The following is an 18,176-nucleotide window of genomic DNA, read 5'->3' as shown; positions in this document are numbered from 1 at the left end:
GCGTCCTCGCGGCGGTCGAGTCGGTGTCGACGAGCGGCGTTCATGAGGTGCCTTCCGTTTGACAACGGGTGTGCTCGGGGGGTGCCCACCCAAAGGCTAACGAACCGCCGGAGCGCGCTCGGGGAACAAATCGGGTGCACAGCTGCGCTAACCACTGCCATGGCGCTTTCTCCTGCGGTGAACACCCCAGCCGTCCGACGCGCGGTGCCCGGCCGGATCCGGCTGATCCTGCTGCTCGGAGCGATGGTGGCGCTCGGTCCGCTCACCATCGACATGTACCTGCCCGCCCTGCCGCGGATCGCCGACGAACTGCGCGTCTCGTCGTCGGTCGTCCAGTTGACCCTCACCGGCACGCTGGCCGGGCTCGCGATCGGCCAGTTGGTGGTGGGACCGCTGTCGGACTCGCTGGGACGGCGCCGGCCCCTGCTGGCCGGGATCGCGCTGCACATCGCGGCCTCGCTGCTGTGCGTGGCGGCGACGAACGTGACGCTGCTCGGGATCGCCCGCGGGCTGCAGGGTATGGGTGCGGCCGCGGCGACGGTGGTCGCCATCGCGGTGGTCGGCGACCTGTTCCGCGATACGCAGGCCGCGACCATGATGTCGCGGCTGATGCTCGTGCTCGGGGCGGCGCCGGTGCTGGCGCCGTCACTGGGCGCGGTGGTGCTGCTGCACGGCAGCTGGCACTGGGTGTTCGTCGCGCTGGGCGTGCTGGCCGCGGCGCTGCTGGCCGTCGCCGCGGTCGCACTGCCGGAGACGCTGGACGTCGCACACCGGCGGCCGCTGCGGGTCCGCGCCATCGGCGCGACCTACGCCGAGCTGCTGCGCGACGCGAAGTTCCTCACGCTGGTCCTCGTCGGTGCGCTGGGGATGGCCGGGCTGTTCGCCTACATCTCCGCCGCCAGCTTCGTGCTGCAGGGCCGCTTCGGCCTCGACCAGCAGACGTTCGCGCTGGTGTTCGGCGCGGGCGCGGTCGCGGTGATCTCGGCCACCCAGGTCAACGTGGTGCTGCTGCGCCGCTTCTCCCCGCAGCGCATCGTGGCGACCGCGCTGGCCGCCGGCGCCGTGGGAAGCATCGTGTTCGTTGCGCTGGCGGTCACCGCAACCGGTGGCATCGCGGGCTTCCTCGTTCCCGTCTGGGTGGTGCTGGCCGCGATGGGGCTGGTGATCCCGAACGCGCCCGCGCTGGCGCTGTCGCGGCACGGCGACGCCGCCGGCACGGCCGCCGCACTGCTCGGCGCCGGGCAGTTCGGGCTCGGTGCCGCGGTCGCGCCGCTGGTCGGGGTGCTGGGCAATGACGCGGTCGCGCTGGCCGCCGTCGTGCTCGCCACCACGGTGACCGGGTTGCTCGCCTTTGTCGCCGTGATGCGACGCGACGGCGTCAGCGCTGGCAACTCTGTCGCCGAAGGTGAGAAGGTGAACCTGCGATAGGTCGCGGCCCGCGTCCCGCGTGCGCAGCGGGCGGCGGCTGCGCGCCGTCGCCGCACGGGCGAAGCGAGGTGGGATATGGGCGTGGCCGGTAGGCCCGACAATCCCTGGCGCGCGCTCTGGGCGATGCTGATCGGCTTCTTCATGATCCTCGTCGACTCGACGATCGTGGCCGTGGCGAACCCCACCCTGCAGCGCGCGCTCGGCATCGCCGACTACGACACCGTGCTGTGGATCACCAGCGCCTACCTGCTCGGCTACGCCGTACCGCTGTTGCTCGCGGGCCGGCTCGGCGACCAGTACGGCGTCAAGAACATGTACCTGCTCGGGCTGGCGGTGTTCACGCTGTCGTCGCTGTGGTGCGGGCTGTCGGACAGCGTCGGCATGCTCATCGCCGCCCGCGTGGTGCAGGGCGTCGGCGCGGCGCTGCTGACGCCGCAGACCCTCTCGACGATCACGCGGATCTTCCCGCCGGACCGGCGCGGCGTCGCCATGAGCATCTGGGGCGCCACCGCCGGGGTGGCCACGCTCGTCGGGCCGCTGGCCGGCGGCGCGCTGCTCGACTGGGGTTGGCAGTGGATCTTCTTCGTCAACGTGCCGATCGGCGTGATCGGGCTGGTGGCCGCGTACCTGCTGGTGCCCGCGCTGCCGACTCGGCGCCACCGCTTCGACCTGATCGGGGTGGCGCTGTCGGGGCTGGGGATGTTCTGCCTGGTCTTCGGCCTGCAGGAGGGCCAGAAGCACGACTGGGCGCCGTGGGTGTGGCTGACCATCGCCGCCGGTGTGGCGATCTTCGCCGGGTTCGTCTACTGGCAGTCGGTGAACCCGCACGAGCCGCTGGTGCCGCTGCGGATCTTCCGCGACCGCAACTTCACGCTGTCGAACGTGGGCATCGCGGTGATCGGGTTCGTCGTCACCGGCATGGTGATCCCGGTGCTGTTCTACGCGCAGACGGTGTGCGGGCTGTCACCGATCCGTTCGGCGCTGCTGACGGCGCCGATGGCGGTGGCCACCGGCGTCCTCGCGCCGGTCGTGGGCCGCATCGTCGACCGCGCGCACCCGACGCCGATCATCGGCTCGGGGTTCTCGATCCTCGCCGTCGCGCTCAGCTGGCTGTCGGTCGAGATGAACCCCGACACGCCGATCTGGCGGCTGGCGCTGCCGTTCGCGGTGATGGGCGCCGCGATGGCGTTCATCTGGTCGCCGCTGGCGGCGACGGCCACACGGGACCTGCCGCCGGAGATCGCGGGCGCCGGCTCGGGTGTCTACAACGCCACCCGGCAGGTCGGCTCGGTGCTGGGCAGCGCGGCCATGGCGGCGTTCATGACGGCGCAGATCTCCGCCGAGGTCCCCGGCGCCGGCGGGGGCGTCGGCGGCGAAGGTCAGCTCGCGCAGCTGCCGCCGGTGTTGCGCGACCCGTTCGCGACGGCCTTCAGCCAGTCGGCGCTGCTGCCCGCGATGGTGTCGCTCGCCGGGGTGGTGGCCGCGCTGTTCTTCGTCGGGTCGGTGGCGCCCGCCCGCCGCCGGCCGCCGCCGAAAACGGCCGGCGTGCGCGCCAACCCGGTGCTGCGGGCGTTTCAGCCCACCGACGTGCTGCCGCGGCTGCAGGAGTTCCGGGCGCCCGCGAACCCCGCCGCCGGCCGCCGCCGCCCGCCCGCGCGCCCACCGGCGCCGGGCACCGGGTCGGAGCCGCGGACCGATCGCCTGCCGCAGTACTTCGACGACGACGACTACGTGGTGCTCGCCCTGCCGCCGCCGGCCCCACCGGTCGAGGACGACACCGAGCCGCTGGGCACCCGGGTGGAGTTCCGCCGCCACCGGCCGGTGCCCGTGCAGCTCGGGCCGCGCGCCGACGACAGCTACGAGCTGTTGCACAACGCCCCGCTCGAAGAACTCCTCGACGACGCGGCACCCCACCGCAACGGCCGCAACGGTTCGCACGTGCCCGCCGGCGATGTGCTGCAGCCGGTGCCTCGGCCGCGCCACGGCGGCCGCCACGCCCGCCCCGACGACGACGCGGGCTACGGCCGGCACGCGGCACGCGACTAGGCAGGCGCGTGCTCAGTCGAACAGCACGGCCGCATTCAGGTAGCCGGTCGGGTCCAGTGCGCTCTTGAGCGCGCGCATCGCGGCGATGTCGGCAGGCTCCCGGGACATCGGCAGATAGCGGCGCTTGCGCGTGCCGACGCCGTGCTCGGAGCTGACGTTGCCGCCGTGCGCCGCGATCAGCGCCATCATCGCCGCGTCCAGCTCGCGCTCGGCGGCGGCGTCGCAGCGCAGCACGTTGAGGTGCAGGTTGCCCTCGCCGATGTGGCCGAACAGCAGCGGGATCGCGTCGGCGGCATGGTCGGCGATGAGGTCGCGGGCGTCGGCCTCGAAGGCGGCTACGGCCGCGAGCGGCAGCGACAGGTCGAACTTCAGCGGCGGGCCGTACCGGCCGAGAATCTCGGTCAGCGCCTCCCGGATCCGCCACAGCCGCTGCTGTGCGGCCGCGTCCGCACCGACCGCCGGGTCGCCCACCAGCGACAGCCCGGCGAGCGCGTCGGCCAGCAGGTCGGTGGGGTCGCGGTGGCCGACCACCTCGACGAGCAGCAGCCACCGGCCGTCGACGGGCGCCGCCACGCCGAGGCGTTCGGCGGTGATCGCGCAGCCGCGGGCGTCGACGAGCTCGCACGCCGCGATGCCGTCGAGGTCGCGCAGCAGCCGGCCGGCGGCGACGAGGTCGGACAGTTCGGCGAAGCCGGCGACGGCGGTGACCCGGTGCCGCGGCGCGGGATGCAGCCGCAGGTCGACGGTGCAGATCACCCCGAGCGTGCCCTCGGAGCCGACGAACAGCGACGTCAGGTCGTAGCCGGTGTTGTCCTGCCGGACCCGGCTGTGGCGCCGCAGCAGCGCGCCGTCGGGCAGGGCGACCTCCAGGCCGAGCACCTGACGGCCCATGTTCCCGTACCGCACGGTGCGCAGTCCGCCCGCGTTGGTGGCGGCCATCCCGCCGACGGTGGCGGTGTCGCGGGCGGCCAGGTCGACGCCGACGTCCAGCCCGGCGGCGGCCGCGGCGCGCTGCACCGCGCCCAGCGACATGCCGGCGCCGACGCGGACGCGCCGGTCCGCGGTGTCGATGTCCCCGAGCGCCGTCAGCCGTTCGGTCGACAACAGCACGTCGCCGTGTTCGGGGACCGTGCCCGCCACCAGCGAGGTCCGCCCGCCCTGGACGGTGACGTGCGCGCCGGCGCGGCGGCAGGCCGCGAGCACCTCGGCGGCTTCGGCGGCCGAACCGGGGCGCACCAGCGCCGACGCCTTCCCGCGATAGCGACCCGTGTAGTCGACGCTGCGCCCCGCGAGCACTTCCGCGTCGGTGCTGACGTGCGTCGTCCCGACGATGCCGCGCAACGCGCGCAGGAGCGTCACGGCGGAGCCGCCGCGCACAGCGTGAGGAACGCCCCGAGCTCCGCCAGCCCCTGCGGGGTCGCCGGCAGGTACTCGGTGAGCAGCGTCGAGCGCACGATCACCGCGGCGTACTTCGCCCGGCTCACCGCCACGTTCAGCCGGTTGCGGTTCAGCAGGAACGCGATGCCGCGCGGCACGTCGCCGATGGACGACGCCGTCATGGACACGAAGACCACCGGCGCCTGCTGCCCCTGGAACTTGTCGACGGTGCCGACCCGCACGTCGGGCAGGCCGGCGGCGTCGAGCCGGCGGCGCACCGTCACCACCTGCGCGTTGTACGGCGTCACCACCAACACGTCGCCCGGCGCCAGCGGCCGGGTGCCGCCTTCGTCGGTCCACCGCCGGCCGAGCAGCGTCGCGATCTCGGCGACGATGGCGTCGGCCTCCTGCGGGCTGTCGACCGCGTTGCCGACGTGCTCGACGTCGAGGGTCCGCACGCCGGGCGCCACGCCGTCGAGCCGGCGGACCGCGCTCACCTCGTCGTTGGCGCCCAGCCGGCCGTCGTAGGAGAGCCGTGACACCGGCGCGCACACCGCGGGATGCATGCGCCACGAGCGGTCGAGGAAGTAGCCGAGTTCGGGCGGCAGCGTGGCGGCGCCGTCGACCAGCCAGCCGAGCGCGGAGACGTGCACCGGTTCGGGGTGGGTGCCCGCGATCACCTGCGGCAACTGCTGCGGATCGCCGAGCAGCAGCAGGTTGCGGGCGGCGGGCGCCACCGCCAGGGTGTTGGCGAGGCTGTACTGCCCGGCCTCCTCGATCACCAGCAGGTCGAGGCTGCCGCGCGGCACTTTCGTGTCGTTGGCGAAGTCCCACGCCGTGCCGCCGAGCACGCAGCCCTGCGCCGCGCGCTCGTCGAGGAAGCGGGCGAAGCGCGTGTTGGGGATCTCCACCCAGCCGTCGCACCGGCCGCCCGGCTTCTTGGCGACCTGCGCGCCGTCCACGCCCGCCGCCAGCACGTCCCGGAACAGGTTCTCGACGACGGCGTGCGACTGGGCGACCACGCCGATCCGCCATCGATGGTCGCCCACCAGCGCACCGATGACCCGCGCGGCCGTGTGGGTCTTGCCGGTGCCCGGTGGGCCGTGCACCGCGACGTAGGAGGAGTCGAGGTCGCGCAGCGCCGCGGTCAGGTCGGCGGTCAGGTCCCCGCCGCGCGGCAGCGGGCCGCCGCTCACGGTGCGCGGTGGCCGGCGCAGCAGGATGTCGGTCACCGCGTCGGCGGGCAGGTTCGGCAGGCCCGCCGCCACCAGCGCCGCGGTGGTGTCGATCGAGGCGCGCAGCGGCTCGGTGTTCACCGGCGGCCCCGGCGTCAGCGCGAACGGCAGTTGGTCGAAGACGTCGCCGTCCTTGGGTTGGCGCTCGCAGATCAGCACCGCGGTCGGCACCTCGGGGTTGTCGCAACCGATCACCGTGGCCGCACCGAACGCCCGGCGGTCGGGATCGTCGGCGAGGCCGGCCGGCGCGGGCGGGTCGTAGAGCGCGTACATGGTGTTCGACAGCTCACCGGCGGCGATGGTCCCGGTCAGCCGCACGTGGCGCTGCGGCTTCTTGGCCTTCGGGGGCCGGTGCCAGTTCTCCACCACCTCGGCGCGCTCGGCCAGGAACACGTCGGTGTCGTCGGCCCATTCGTCGACGGGATTGTTCACGCGGTCGAAGTGCGCCCACCAGAACGGCTTGTCCTCGCGCCGGTGGAAGCCGCGGGCGGCGGCGATCATCGCGACGGCCTGCTGCTGCGGGGACCGCGCGTCGATGCCGTCGCCGGCGAACCGCCGCAGCGCGCGGTCGACGTCGTCGGCCACGGCGGGCGCGGTGTCCGCGGCGACCGGCTGCGGCCCCCGGGGCGGCACGCCCGACTCGATGGCGCGGGCCATGAGCCAGTCGCGCAGCCGGCGGGTGGACCGGCAGTCGTAGCGGTTGTAGTCCTCGATCTGCTGGAGCACGCCGGCGGCCTGCGCGTCGTGGCCGTCGTCGCGCAGCGCGCAGTAGCGGGCGTACTCGGTGATGGAGTCGGCGGCCGTGGTCACCTCGCCCACGCGCAGCTCGGCGCCCATGTACAGCGGCTCGAGGCTCTTGATGCTGTAGTTCTCGGTGCCGACGCGGATGGCCTTGCGCACCAGCGGAAACAGGTCCACGAGCACGCCGTTGCGCAGCAGCTCGTCCACCTCGTGCTCGCCGACGCCGTAGCGGCCGGCAAGCCGCAGCAGCGTCGACTTCTCGTAGGCCGCGTAGTGGTAGACGTGCATGTTCGGGTACCGGCGGCGCCGTGTGCGGACCAGCCCGAGGAACGCCTCGAGCGCGGCGCGCTCACCCGCGCGGTCGTGCGCCCACAACGGGGTGAACCCGTCGTGCATGTCGAGCACGCCCCACAGGTACTCCAACCCCCAGTCGCTGCCGTCGGGGGTCCACAGCGGATCGCCCTCGAAGTCGAAGAACAGGTCGCCGCGGTCCGGGTCCGGCAACACCATGAGCGGTTGCGGGTCGGCCACCCGGTACGGCGGCCTGCCGTCCTCGCGGGGGGCCAGCTGCAGCCGCGCCTGCTCGCGCAGGCCGGCGACCGTGCGCGCCGCCAGCTCGGGCACCGGGCCGTCGGAGGCGGCGAGCGCCGCGACGGTGGTGATGCCCGCCTCGATCAGCCGGGCGCGCTGCGTGACCCGCATGCCCGCGACGAGCAGCAGGTCGTCGTGCTCGCGGACCTTCACGTCGCATTCGGCGCAGCGAAAGCACGCGCGCACGCCGGCGTCCTCCCAGCGCACCGCGGCACCGCCGGCGACGTGGCGGTCCAGCAGCGCCTGCAGGGCCGCCCGGCGCGGCCGGTACACCGGCACGATCTCGTCGAGCCGGTAGCGCACCGGCGTGCCGTCGCCCAGGATCAGCTCGGCCTCGTCGGCGACGGGCACCCCGGCCGCCGCCAGCGTGTCGGCGTACGCGGCCAGCTGCAGCAGCGCCGCCACCTTCGCCGAGCGGGCGAGCTTGGTGTCGGCAACGCGGTAGCGCCCCTGGTCGAGTACCAGGAAGTCGGCGAAGCCGAGGAACCGGCCGTCGAACATCGCGGCCTGGTAGATCACCGGCGCGCGGTCGGCGACCGCCCGCATGGTCTGCGCGGCCGCCGCGGCCAGCCCGTCGGCGGTGTAGGCGGGTCGGCCGATGACCACCACGCCGTCGCCGTATTGCGCGCGCAGCGCGTCGAGCCGTCGGCGCTCGTGAGCGTCGCCGAGCGCGGCGGTGCGCTCCAGCAGCGCATCGGCGGTCTGCACCGGCGGCCCCCAGCCGAGCGCGGCGTCGGTGGCGCGCAGCAGCGCGTACTCGCAGCGCGCGGCCGCCGCGAGATCGGATGCGCTGAAGAGGATGCCCGCACCCTCGGCCCCGAGGAACACGACTACACCGTAGAGAAGGGCGCCGACATCTCAGCCGGTGTTGCTGACCAACTCCACGCCCGAGCCGTTCCACCGGAACCGCACGGTGCTGACGAGCCCGGGGATCGCGCCGGAATACGTCAGCGTGACGGTGTCACCGGTGCTCGAGCCCAGGTCGATGCCGTTGAAGCCCAGCGTGTCCGGCACCCCCTGCGAGACGTACTTGCCGCGGTTGAACATCACCGCCCGGGTGCTGGGGTTCGGGGCGTTGGTGTTGGCCTTGACGATCACCGCCGACAGGTCCGCGCACTCGCTGTAGTTGCCGGTCAGCGGCTCGGGGTTCCAGCCCTGCCCGCTGCGGGGGTCACGCGGAAGCTCGGAGACGGCCTTGGCGATCGCCGGGGCCGCGAGGTTCACCGCGCACGGGTCGGCGGGCTTGGGCGTGGGCTTGGGTCCCGGCGCCGGTGCGGCGGCGGCCGGTGCGGACGTCGCCGCCGGGGGCCGGTCGGTGGGCTCGGGCGTCTTGGCCACCGTCGCGTCCCCGGACCCGCAGGCCGTCGTCAACGTCAGCGCCGCCGCGACGACGGCGGCGCTGCACAGCGACGGCGGCGACCACACAGCTGCGAACCGTACCGCCGGGTCCGCCCGATGCCGCGGAGGCGCGGCGGGCGATGGGTCCGGCACTAGACTCGGCACACGATGACCACGCCCGACACCGACGCGCCCGACACCGGCGCGCCCGACATCGACGACAGCCGACCGACACCCGAACGCCCGGACACCGCGTCGGCCACCTTCGCCGACCTCGACATCGCGCCGGAGGTGCTGCGGGCGATCGCCGAGGTCGGCTACGAGACGCCGTCGGCCATCCAGGCCGCCACCATTCCGCCGCTGATGGCCGGCTCGGACGTCGTCGGGCTGGCGCAGACCGGTACCGGGAAGACCGCGGCGTTCGCCATCCCCATCCTGAGCAAGATCGACACCGCCAGCCGTGTCACGCAGGCGCTGGTGCTGGCCCCCACCCGCGAGCTGGCGCTGCAGGTCGCCGAGGCGTTCACCCGCTACGGCGCCCACCTGAACGTCGCGGTGCTGCCGGTCTACGGCGGCTCCTCGTACGGCCCGCAGCTCGCCGGGCTGCGGCGCGGCGCGCACATCGTCGTCGGCACGCCCGGCCGCGTCATCGACCACCTGGAGAAGGGCAGCCTCGACCTGTCGCGGCTGGACTACCTGGTGCTCGACGAGGCCGACGAGATGCTGCAGATGGGGTTCGCCGAGGACGTCGAACGCATCCTCGCCGACACCCCGGAGTACAAGCAGGTCGCCCTGTTCTCCGCGACCATGCCGGCGGCGATCAAGAAGATCACCGCCAAGTACCTGCACGACCCGGTCGAGGTGACGGTCAAGGCGAAGACCCAGACCGCCGAGAACATCACGCAGCGCTACTACCAGGTGTCCTATCCCCGGAAGATGGACGCGCTGACCCGGCTGCTGGAAGTCGAGCAGGGCGACGGCATGATCGTGTTCGTCCGCACCAAGCAGGCCACCGAGGAGGTCGCCGAGAAGCTGCGGGCGCGCGGGTTCGCGGCCGCCGCCATCAACGGTGACATCCCGCAGGCCGCTCGCGAGCGCACCATCGCCCAGCTCAAGGACGGCTCGATCGACATCCTGGTGGCCACCGACGTCGCGGCGCGCGGGCTGGACGTCGAGCGCATCAGCCACGTGGTGAACTTCGACATCCCGCACGACCCGGAGTCGTACGTGCACCGCATCGGCCGCACCGGGCGTGCCGGCCGCTCGGGTACGGCGCTGCTGTTCGTCACCCCGCGCGAACGCCACCTGCTGAACGCCATCGAGCGGGTCACCCGGCAGAAGCTCGTCGAGTCGCAGCTGCCGTCGGTGGACGACGTCAACGCCCAGCGGGTGCAGAAGTTCCGCGACTCCATCACCGACGCGCTGAGCTCGCCGCAGCTGGAGCTGTTCCGCAAGCTGATCGAGGGCTACGAGCGCGACCACGACGTGCCCATGGCCGACATCGCGGCGGCGCTGGCGGTGCAGAGCCATGACGGCGACGGGTTCCTGATGACGGAACCGCCGCCCGAGCGGAAGCGGGAAAGGCCGGACAAGCGCGACGGCGACGACAAGGGTCCGCGTAAACCGCGCGAGCGGCGCGGCGACCTCGCGACGTACCGCATCGCCGTCGGCAAGCGGCACAAGGTGGCCCCGGGTGCCATCGTCGGGGCCATCGCCAACGAGGGCGGGCTGCACCGCAGCGACTTCGGCAACATCTCGATCCGGCTCGACCATTCGCTGGTCGAACTGCCCGAGCAGCTGCCGAAGGACACGCTGAAGAAGTTGGAGCGCACCAGGATCCAGGGTGTGCCGATCGACCTGCGGCGCGACGGCAGCGGCCGCGGCCCCAGACCGAAGAAGCGCCACGAGCAGTGAGCTCTCCGAGCGACGTCGCCGCGCCGGGTGGACTGGAGTCGGTGTCGACGACGCCGCGGGTGGCGTCGCTCACCGGGATCCGCGCGGTCGCCGCACTGCTCGTCATGGGCACCCACGCCGCCTACACCACCGGCCGATATCCGAGAGGCTTTGCCGGGCTGGTGTTCTCGCGGATGGAGATCGGCGTCCCGATCTTCTTCGTGCTGTCCGGATATCTGCTGTTCTCGCCGTGGGTGCGCGCCGCGCGGGACGCCCGTCCGGCGCCCTCGGTGAAACGCTATGCGTGGCATCGGGTTCGGCGCATCATGCCCGCTTATGTCGTCACGGTGATCGCGGCCTATCTGCTCTACCACTGGCGTACGGCCGGGCCGAACCCGGGGCACACGTGGGAGGGCCTGCTGCGCAACCTCACGCTGACGCAGATCTACACCGACCACTACCTGTATTCGTTTCTGCACCAAGGGCTCACGCAGATGTGGAGCCTGGCGGTCGAGGTGGCGTTCTACGTGGCGCTGCCGGCGCTCGCCTATGTGCTGCTGGCGGTGCTGTGCCGGCGGGAATGGCGGCCGCGGCTGGTGCTGGCCGGGCTCGCCGGGCTGGCTCTGGTCTCGCCGGCGTGGCTGACGCTGGTGCACCTCACCGACGTGCTGCCCGACGGCGCCCGGCTGTGGCTGCCGACGTATTTGGTGTGGTTCGTCGGCGGCATGGTGCTCGCGGTGCTCGCGGCGACGGGCACCCGGTGGTATGCGTTCGCGTGCGTGCCGGTGGCGGTGGTCTGCTACCTCATCGCGTCGACGCCGATCGCCGGTGAGCCGACCACGTCGCCGGCCCAGCTCTGGGAGGCGCTGGCCAAGACCGGCTTCTACGCGGTGATCGCGACGCTGCTCGTGGCGCCGCTCGCCCTCGGCGACCGCGGCCTGTATGCCCGCGCGCTGGCGAGCCGGCCGATGGTGTTCCTGGGCGAGATCTCCTACGAGCTGTTCCTGGTGCACCTGATCACCATGGAGCTGGTGATGGTCGAGATCCTGCGGTATCCGATCTACACCGGCTCGGTGACCCTGCTGTTCGTCGTGACGCTGGCCGTCACGATCCCGGTGGCGTGGGTGCTGCACCGGCTGACCCGGGTGCGCAGCTAGCGAAGCGATCCCTCATCCGCCGACCTAATTCAGGTGCCTCGCAAAGAATCTGCCGACTCCCTCCTGCGCCCATGGCGGGACACCGGTGTGTCCACCCATGTTGGCGGCCAGCGTCTTCTCCGCCGAGCCCAGGGCGTCGAACAGGTCGAGCGCCAGCTGTCGATGGTTGCCGGCGTCGTCCCACTGAAGCAGGACGTGCACCGGGATCGTGACCTCGCGGGCCTCCCGGACGATCGCCGCGGGAATGAAGCTGCCGGCGAACAAGTTGGCCGCTTTGATCCGCCGATCGACTCGCGCCATCCGGACCGCAATCGAGATGAACCCGCCAGAGACCCCCACCGGTTCGCGCAACGCCGGAAGTGCGAGCAGCGCGTCGAGCGTCGCCTGCCATTCCGGCACCGCTTGGTCGACGAACGGGAGAACCAGCCGCTCAATCAGGTCGGCGTCCGGCGTTCCGCCCGCCATGACCACCTCGCGAAGTTCGGCGCGAGCGTGGTCTAACTCCGCGATCCTGCGCCGCGCCCCACTGCCGGGGAGCTCGACAGTCGCGGTGGCGAATCCGTCGCGGGCAGCAGCTTCGGCCCGTGGGAGAAGGCGCGGATACATCTGCTCAAGTCCGCCTTGCTGGCCCAGCAGGATCAGCGGAGCGGCTGTGGCGGTGGTGGATTCCGGCGCCCAGAGGATCCCGGGGACCTCGCGGACGGTGAAGTGACGCTCCACGAGAGTGCCGTCGTGGCGTGGTTCAGAAGTGAAGTGCATGGTCGTGCCTTTCGGGAATGCCGTGTGATCGGCGCTCCCGGACGACCTCTCGCCCGACCGTGACCTCAGCGAGGAGCACCCATGTCACATCGTTCATGGGTATCACCTCCTCAAGTTGTCGCACGGCCCCGGAAAGCCTAGCAGCGGAGGCTTCGGGTCCGCGAGCGTCGAGACCAAAGCCGTTGCGCGGGAAGCCGACAACGTCCTGCCGCACCACAGCTGATCAGGTCGCGCGGGTGGCGGCCGGCGCGACGATCGGCACGACGAACTCCTCGAGCATCTGCCGTTCGTCGGCCTCGTCGTCGCCCGGGTACAGCAGCAGCGACGTGATCACGCGCACCAGCCAGCGGGCGCGACGCTCCACCACGGCGTCGACCTCGGCGTCGGGGCCGTCGGGACCCAGCGACACCAGGAACGCCGCCGTGAGGGCCTTGATCACCTCCGACTGCTCGGCCAGCTCGACCCCGATCGGCGGTTGCGTCGCGGCGAACCACGATGCGAGCGCGGGGTTCTCCCGCACCTGGGCGATGCCGATCGTGATCGCGGCGATGAGCCGCTCGCGGGGGGCGGCGATGCCGGCGAGCTCGTCGGTGATCACCTGGTTCAGCCGGTACGCCTCGCGGTTCATGTAGGCGGTGTGCAGGGCCTCCCGGTTCTCGAAATACCGGTACAGCGTCGCGCGCGAACAGCCGGCGGCGCGGGCGATCTCGTTCATGCCGACGCCCGCCACGTCGTGGCGCGCGAACAGCTCGCTGGCGGCGTCGAGGATGCGTTCGGCCGCGACCTCGCTGCGGCTGGCGCCCAGCCAGTCGGCCGCCATCACCGACCGGTCCGGATGGGCACCGAGAGCGGGCGCCGCACGTAGCTGCCGCCGGCCCACACGATGCCGTCCTCGTCGACCTCGAAATCCGGGCAGCGGGTCAGCAGTTCCTGCAGCGCCACCCGGCTCTGCATGCGGGCGGCCGCCGCGCCCAGGCAGTGGTGCGCACCGTGGCTGAACGTCATGATGTTGCGGGGCCGCCGAAGCACGTCGAGTTCCTCGGCGTCGGGGCCGTAGACGCGCTCGTCGCGGTTGGCCGAACCGTAGAGCAGCAACACCTTTCGGCCCGCCGGGATGGTGGTGTCGCCGATCTGCACGTCGCGCGTGGTGGTCCGCGCGAGCCCCTGCACCGGCGAGGTGAGCCGCAACAGCTCGTCGACGGCGTCGTCGATGCGCGCCGGGTCGTCGATCAGCAACCGCCGCTGATCCGGCCGCTGGTGCAGCAGTTGCGCTGAGCCGCCGAGCATTCCGGTGACGGTGTCGTTGCCGCCGGTGACCATCGTGAACGTGAACGCCAGGATCGACAGCACACCCGCGAAGTCCCCGTCGGCACCGATACCCGCGGCCACCAGGTGCGACACCGTGTCGTCCCCCGGTTCGCGGCGCCGGCGCTCGATGAGCTCGGAGAAGTAACCCATCATCGACCCGATGGCGTCGCCGGCGCCCAGGACGCCCGCCGATTCGGTGCCGGCCGCGACGATCGCCTCGGTCCAGCCGTCGAACTGCGCGCGGTCGGCTTCGGGCACGCCGAGGTAGTGCGCCACCACCATCGACGGCAGCGGCTTGAACAGCTCGCCGACGACATCGCCGCCACCAGCGGCGCGCAGCCGCTCGATGCGCTCGACGACGAACGCCCGCACATCGGGTTCGACGGTCTGCACCTGCCGCGGTGTGAAGCCGCGCGACACCAGGACGCGGAACCGGGTGTGCACCGGCGGGTCCTGCATCACCATCGGCGGGTTGTCGGCGAGCCCGATCATCTCCAGCTCGCCGTAGTTGACGGTCAGTCCCTGGGCCGACGAGAACGTCTCGTGGTCGCGGGCCGCCGCGAACACGTCGGCGTGCCGCGACAGCACCCAGTAGTCGTGCTCCGGTGCGTCCGGCGGGACGACGTGGTGGACGGGGTCGTGGTCGCGCAGCGCGGCGTACATCGGCCACGGGTTCGGCCAGGTGTCGGCGTCGGCCAACTGGAAGCGCACCGGTGAGCCCTGAGACAGTGTGGCAGTCATGTCTTGAGCGTGGGACAAGTGGAGGAGGTGTGTCAACCCCTCAGAGGGCGGCGCCCGGATTGAGGATGCCGAGCGGGTCGAGCGCGTCCTTGATCCGCCGGTTGAGGGCCATCGCCTCGGGCCCGAGGTAGCCGGCGAGCCAGGGCTTCTTGAGCCGGCCGACCCCGTGCTCGCCGGTGATGGTGCCGCCGAGGCTCACTGCGAGGTCCATGATCTCGCCGAACGCCTGCTCGGCGCGCTGCGCCATGGCCGCGTCGGCCGGGTCGAAAACGATCAGCGGATGGGTGTTGCCGTCGCCGGCATGGGCGATCACCGAGATCGTCACGTCCCGGTTGGCGGCGATCTTCTCGATGCCGCCGACCAGATCGGCGAGGGCAGGCAGCGGCACGCCGACGTCCTCCAGCAGCAGCGAGCCCTTGGCCTCCACCGCCGGGATCGCGAACCGCCGGGCCGCCACGAACGCCTCGCCCTCGACCGGGTCGTCGGTCGAGAACACCTCGGCCGCACCGCATTGGGCGAACACCTCGGCGATCACCGCGGCGTCGGCGGCCGCCCCGTCGCCGCGTTCGTCGGACCCGGCGATCAGCATCGCGGCGGCGTCGCGGTCCAGGCCCATGCGCAACTGGTCCTCCACCGCGTTGATCGCGACGGCGTCCATGAACTCGAGCATCGAGGGCCGCATGCGAGAGGACACCGCGACCACCGCATCCGAAGCGGCCTGCACCGACGCGAACGTCGCGACCACGGTGCTCGACGGCTCTTGGGCCGGCAGCAGCCGCAGCGTCACCTCCGTGATCACGCCGAGCGTGCCCTCGCTGCCGACGAACAGCTTGGTCAGGCTCAGCCCCGCGACATCCTTGAGCCGCGGCCCGCCGAGGCGCACCGCGGTGCCGTCGGCCAGCACCACCTGCACGCCGAGCACGTAGTCGGTGGTTACGCCGTACTTGACGCAGCACAGGCCGCCGGCGTTGGTGGCGACGTTGCCGCCGATGCTGCAGATCTCATACGACGACGGGTCCGGCGGGTACCACAGCCCGTACTCGGCGACGGCCGCCTTCACCTCGGCGTTGAGCAGCCCCGGCTGGGCGACGGCGGTGCGGGTCACGGGGTCGACGGTGATGTCGCGCATCTTCTCCGTCGAGAGCACCACCGCGCCGTCGAGCGCCGACGCCCCGCCCGAGAGCCCGGTGCCCATGCCCCGCGGCACGACGGCGATCCGGTGCCGGGCGGCCCACCGCAGCAGCGTCTGCACCTCCTCGGTGCGCCGCGGCCGCACGACGGCGATCGGCGTGCCGGCACCGGGGTCCTGCGCGCGGTCCTGGCGGTAGGACGCACAGATGTCGGGGTCGGTGACGACGGTCGCCGTGCCGAGTTCGGCGACGAGCTGCTGCAGTGCTTCGGTCACGTCCCGATGCTACGAGGCGGCCCGCGGCTCGTAATGCCGGTCGACCTCGCGCAGCGACGCCAGCCGCAGCGCGAACAACCCGACAACGAGCATCGGGACACCCAGCGCCAGGAACGTCACCGAGAGCCCGGCCGCATCGGTCAGCGGGCCGGCGACCAGGAAGCCGAGCGGCCCCGCGGCGTAGGCCAGCGACGTCATCACGCCGACCACGCGGCCGCGCAGCTGCTGGGGCGCGCGGGTCTGCATCACGTAGTTGTAGATCGGGGCGATCGGCCCGTACACCAGCCCGACGACCACGCTCAGCAGCAGGATCAGCGGCAGCGGCGGCAGCGCCGCGAACACGACGGTGGCCGCGCCGACGGTGAACACCGCGACGAGCACGATGGTGCGCCGGCGCATCCGGGGAGCCAGTACGGCGTAGCCGAGCGCGCCGACGAGCCCGCCGACCGACAGCGCCACCAGCACCCAGCCGAGCTGCGCGGGTTCGTCGCGGTCGGCGAAGTACTTGGGGAACAGCACACCCTCCATCGGCAGGTACAGCCCGGTGATCGCCGTCTCGATCAGCGCCAGCGTGCGCAGCACCGGCAGCCGCCACACGAACCGCAGCCCCTCCCACACCCCGGCGACCACGCCGCTGGGGCGCTCGGACCGCTGCGGCCGGCCGGTGCCTGGCAGCCGCAGCGCGAGCGTCGCGACGATCGCCGCTCCGAACGCGCCGGCGGTCACCCACATGGTGTCGACGCCGCCGATCGTCGCGATGAGCAGGCCGCCGATGCCCGGGCCGACGATGTAGGCGAGGTTGAACGTCGCCTCGTAGACGCTGTTCATCCGGTCGAGCGACCAGCCGGCGCGGCCCGCGGCTTCGGGCAGCATCGACTCGCGCGCCGTCATGCCCGCCGGGTCGAAGACCGCACCGAGCGCCGCGAGCCCGGCGAGCACCGCGGTGTCCAGCACGTCGGCGCCCAGCGCCATGGCCAGCGCCGGCACCGCGCCCACCGACACCGCCGACAACGCATCGCTCATGACCGACACCGGCTTGCGGCCGAGGAAGTCGACGGCCGCACCGGCGATGATCGTCGACGCCAGTAGCGGCACGGTGGCGGCGGCCGCGACCAGCGACGCGTCGAGCGCGTCGCCGGTGCGCTGCAACACCAGCCACGGGAAGGCGACCATCGAGATGCCGTTCCCGGTGGCCGCCAGCAGCGCGGCCAGCAGGATCAGCGCGGCGGGCCGGCGCGACCGGGTGCCGGTCACGTCCGGCCGCGGGGCACAGTGGAGCGGTGACGAGTCCCCATCCCCGCACCGGCGAGCCCTTCCCGTCGCCGGTGCCGCCGGGTGCCGGCTGGCCGGGCGACCCGGCGACCGCGCACACCGCCGTCGCCACGAGCGCAGCCGACGTGGAGGCGATGGCCGCGGCGGCGCGTAGCGTCTCCCAGCTCGACGCCGAGGTGAGCGTGTGCCGGGCGTGCCCGCGGCTGGTCGCGTGGCGCGAAGAGGTGGCGGTGGTCAAACGCAAGGCCTTCGCCGCCGAGCCGTACTGGGGCCGGCCGGTACCGGGCTGGGGTGCGGCGCGGCCGCGGGTGCTCGTCGTCGGTCTGGCGCCCGCGGCCCACGGCGCCAACCGTACCGGGCGGGTGTTCACCGGCGACCGGTCCGGCGACGTGCTGTTCGCCGCCCTGCACCGGGCCGGGCTGGCGACGGCGGGCACCAGCGTCGACGCCGCCGACGGGCTGGCGCTGCCGCTGACCCGGATCGTCGCGCCGGTGCGCTGCGCGCCGCCCGCGAACGCGCCCACGCCCGCCGAGAAGCGCACCTGCGCGCCGTGGCTGCGCGCCGAATGGCGGCTCATCCGCGAGCACGTCGAGGTGATCGTCGCGCTCGGCGGCTTCGGCTGGCGGGCGGCGCTGGACATGGTGCGCGACGGCGGCGGCAGCGTCGGGAAGCCGGCCCCGAAGTTCGGCCACGGGGCGGTCGCCACGCTCGACTCCGGCGCCGGCGCGGTGCGGCTCGTCGGCTGCTACCACCCCAGCCAGCAGAACACCTTCACCGGAAAGCTGACGCCGGCCATGCTCGACGAGCTGTTCGCCGCAGTGATTCGTGTGCGCTGAGCCGCGCCCACCGCGGCCGAACGCACACGAATCGCGCGAATAAGCGCGC

The 18,176-nt window shown here is 72.8% G+C and carries 13 protein-coding genes; 5 read left to right on the top strand and 8 right to left on the bottom strand.

Annotation, left to right across the window (positions count from 1 at the left end; genetic code table 11):
- Positions 1-159 precede the first annotated feature (159 nt).
- Together LV457_RS00365 and LV457_RS00360 are read left to right on the top strand one after the other, a co-directional pair.
- Complete coding sequence (locus tag LV457_RS00365; protein ID WP_232168355.1) at positions 160-1,428, top strand: multidrug effflux MFS transporter; 1,269 nt, start codon at positions 160-162, stop codon at positions 1,426-1,428.
- 75 nt (positions 1,429-1,503) lie between these two features.
- Entirely contained in the window at positions 1,504-3,474 is a 1,971-nt protein-coding gene (locus LV457_RS00360; RefSeq protein ID WP_232168353.1) for an MFS transporter, read from the top strand.
- Positions 3,475-3,486: 12 nt separating this feature from the next.
- On the opposite strand, the gene LV457_RS00355 is transcribed toward LV457_RS00360, so the two are convergent.
- From LV457_RS00355 to LV457_RS00345, 3 genes are read right to left on the bottom strand one after another with little or no spacing between them, the layout of a single operon-like run.
- Positions 3,487-4,833, bottom strand: coding sequence for an FAD-binding oxidoreductase (locus tag LV457_RS00355; protein ID WP_232168352.1), 1,347 nt, complete (start codon positions 4,831-4,833; stop codon positions 3,487-3,489).
- A complete protein-coding gene (locus tag LV457_RS00350) occupies positions 4,830-8,246 on the bottom strand; it encodes a TM0106 family RecB-like putative nuclease (RefSeq protein ID WP_232168351.1) in 3,417 nt (1,138 codons plus the stop codon). Before LV457_RS00350 ends, LV457_RS00355 begins: the two co-directional genes overlap by 4 nt.
- Before the next feature lie 30 nt (positions 8,247-8,276).
- Positions 8,277-8,843 carry an LppP/LprE family lipoprotein gene (locus LV457_RS00345; protein ID WP_374198674.1) on the bottom strand — a complete coding sequence of 189 codons (567 nt, stop codon included), beginning with the start codon at positions 8,841-8,843 and terminating at the stop codon, positions 8,277-8,279.
- An 81-nt stretch (positions 8,844-8,924) separates the two neighbouring features.
- On the opposite strand from LV457_RS00345, the gene LV457_RS00340 reads away from it, so the two are divergent.
- Both LV457_RS00340 and LV457_RS00335 read left to right on the top strand, forming a co-directional pair.
- Positions 8,925-10,670, top strand: a complete 1,746-nt coding sequence (locus LV457_RS00340) for a DEAD/DEAH box helicase (protein ID WP_232168350.1) — start codon at positions 8,925-8,927, stop codon at positions 10,668-10,670.
- Positions 10,667-11,806 carry an acyltransferase gene (locus LV457_RS00335; protein WP_232168349.1) on the top strand — a complete coding sequence of 380 codons (1,140 nt, stop codon included), beginning with the start codon at positions 10,667-10,669 and terminating at the stop codon, positions 11,804-11,806. The genes LV457_RS00340 and LV457_RS00335 overlap by 4 nt, the downstream gene beginning before the upstream one ends.
- A gap of 24 nt (positions 11,807-11,830) precedes the next feature.
- Here the strand turns inward: LV457_RS00335 and LV457_RS00330 are convergent, their stop codons facing one another.
- From LV457_RS00330 to LV457_RS00310, 5 genes are all read right to left on the bottom strand, one after another.
- Positions 11,831-12,565 carry an alpha/beta hydrolase gene (locus LV457_RS00330; RefSeq protein ID WP_232168348.1) on the bottom strand — a complete coding sequence of 245 codons (735 nt, stop codon included), beginning with the start codon at positions 12,563-12,565 and terminating at the stop codon, positions 11,831-11,833.
- 223 nt (positions 12,566-12,788) lie between these two features.
- Positions 12,789-13,385, bottom strand: coding sequence for a TetR/AcrR family transcriptional regulator (locus LV457_RS00325; protein WP_232168347.1), 597 nt, complete (start codon positions 13,383-13,385; stop codon positions 12,789-12,791).
- Entirely contained in the window at positions 13,385-14,614 is a 1,230-nt protein-coding gene (locus LV457_RS00320; protein WP_232168346.1) for a cytochrome P450, read from the bottom strand. Before LV457_RS00320 ends, LV457_RS00325 begins: the two co-directional genes overlap by 1 nt.
- A 40-nt stretch (positions 14,615-14,654) precedes the next feature.
- A complete protein-coding gene (locus LV457_RS00315) occupies positions 14,655-16,019 on the bottom strand; it encodes an FAD-binding oxidoreductase (protein ID WP_232168345.1) in 1,365 nt (454 codons plus the stop codon).
- Between the two features lie 9 nt (positions 16,020-16,028).
- Entirely contained in the window at positions 16,029-17,273 is a 1,245-nt protein-coding gene (locus LV457_RS00310; protein ID WP_232168344.1) for an MFS transporter, read from the bottom strand.
- Between the two features lie 26 nt (positions 17,274-17,299).
- On the opposite strand from LV457_RS00310, the gene LV457_RS00305 reads away from it, so the two are divergent.
- The gene (locus tag LV457_RS00305; RefSeq protein WP_308192148.1) at positions 17,300-18,127 is read left to right on the top strand and encodes a uracil-DNA glycosylase; all 828 of its coding nucleotides are present in this window, start codon (positions 17,300-17,302) and stop codon (positions 18,125-18,127) included.
- The last annotated feature ends 49 nt before the right edge of the window (positions 18,128-18,176 follow it).

Source organism: Mycobacterium sp. MYCO198283 (assembly GCF_021213805.1).
Classification (GTDB): domain Bacteria; phylum Actinomycetota; class Actinomycetes; order Mycobacteriales; family Mycobacteriaceae; genus Mycobacterium.
Note: the sequence above shows the minus strand (reverse complement) of the source record. Positions and strands in the feature narration are given on the sequence as shown.

What these genes read in the sequence shown, in the direction of transcription:
- LV457_RS00340 (WP_232168350.1), top strand. Translation starts at nt 8,925, where the DNA reads ATGACCACGCCCGACACCGACGCGCCCGACACCGGCGCGCCCGACATC.
- LV457_RS00330 (WP_232168348.1), bottom strand. Translation starts at nt 12,565, where the DNA reads ATGCACTTCACTTCTGAACCACGCCACGACGGCACTCTCGTGGAGCGT.
- LV457_RS00365 (WP_232168355.1), top strand. Translation starts at nt 160, where the DNA reads ATGGCGCTTTCTCCTGCGGTGAACACCCCAGCCGTCCGACGCGCGGTG.
- LV457_RS00325 (WP_232168347.1), bottom strand. Translation starts at nt 13,385, where the DNA reads ATGGCGGCCGACTGGCTGGGCGCCAGCCGCAGCGAGGTCGCGGCCGAA.
- LV457_RS00360 (WP_232168353.1), top strand. Translation starts at nt 1,504, where the DNA reads ATGGGCGTGGCCGGTAGGCCCGACAATCCCTGGCGCGCGCTCTGGGCG.
- LV457_RS00320 (WP_232168346.1), bottom strand. Translation starts at nt 14,614, where the DNA reads ATGACTGCCACACTGTCTCAGGGCTCACCGGTGCGCTTCCAGTTGGCC.